The organism is Ruegeria sp. CE9 (genome assembly GCF_056537425.1).
Genome location: NZ_JBQFRO010000085.1, coordinates 1 through 1123, shown reverse-complemented (window position 1 = coordinate 1123; position 1123 = coordinate 1). Strand labels below are relative to the sequence as shown.

Annotated in this window: 1 protein-coding gene; it reads left to right on the top strand. The window is 60.8% G+C overall.

All coding sequences use genetic code 11. From position 1 onward, the window contains the following. Positions 1-1123, top strand: a 1123-nt coding sequence (gene hemA, locus ACR0B3_RS24180; protein ID WP_480811263.1) for a 5-aminolevulinate synthase, incomplete at both ends; no start/stop codon positions are given.

The window sequence follows — 1123 nt, the reverse complement described above, 5'->3', positions numbered from 1 at the left end:
AGCTCGATACAGCGATTGCCAGGCTGCATGACGAAGGCCGTTACCGGACCTTTATCGACATTGAACGTCGCAACGGGCATTTCCCGCATGCGGTGCGGACCTGTCCGGACGGATCGCAACAGAATATCACCGTCTGGTGCGGCAATGACTATCTGGGCATGGGGCAGCACCCGGTTGTTCTGAATGCAATGCATGAGGCGGTGGATGCCGCCGGAGCAGGCTCGGGAGGGACGCGCAACATCTCGGGAACCACGGTCTATCACAAGCGGCTCGAGGCTGAGCTGGCCGATCTGCATGGCAAGGAAGAGGCGCTGTTGTTCACCAGCGCCTACATTGCCAATGACGCGACGCTTTCGACTCTGCCCAAGCTGTTTCCCGGCCTGATCATCTATTCCGATGCGTTGAATCACGCGTCCATGATCGAAGGCGTGCGCCGGAATGGCGGGGCCAAGCGGATTTTCCGCCACAATGACGTGGCGCATCTGCGCGAGCTGCTAGAGGCGGATGACCCCAAAGCCCCCAAGCTGATCGCCTTTGAATCGGTCTATTCGATGGACGGCGATTTCGGACCCATAGAACAGATCTGCGATCTGGCGGATGAATTTGGCGCGCTGACCTATATCGACGAGGTGCACGCGGTTGGCATGTACGGCCCCCGCGGCGGCGGCGTGACCGAGCGGGATCGTCTGGCCCACCGTATCGACATCATCAACGGAACGCTCGCCAAGGCCTATGGCGTCATGGGCGGCTATATCGCGGCCAGCGCCAAGATGTGCGACGCGATCCGGTCTTATGCGCCGGGCTTCATCTTTACCACATCGCTGCCCCCAGCGGTTGCGGCAGGGGCGGCGGCCTCGGTGGCCTACCTGAAACGAGCGCCTGAGCTGCGTGAACAACACCAGACCCAGGCAAGCATTCTCAAGCTGCGCCTGAAGGGGCTGGGAATGCCTCTGATCGATCACGGCAGCCACATCGTGCCGGTGATCGTTGGCAACCCGGTTCACACCAAGAAGTTGAGCGATATGCTGCTGGATGACTATGGCATCTACGTGCAGCCGATCAATTTCCCAACCGTCCCCCGCGGCACCGAACGCCTGCGATTTACACCGTCGCCGGTGCATGG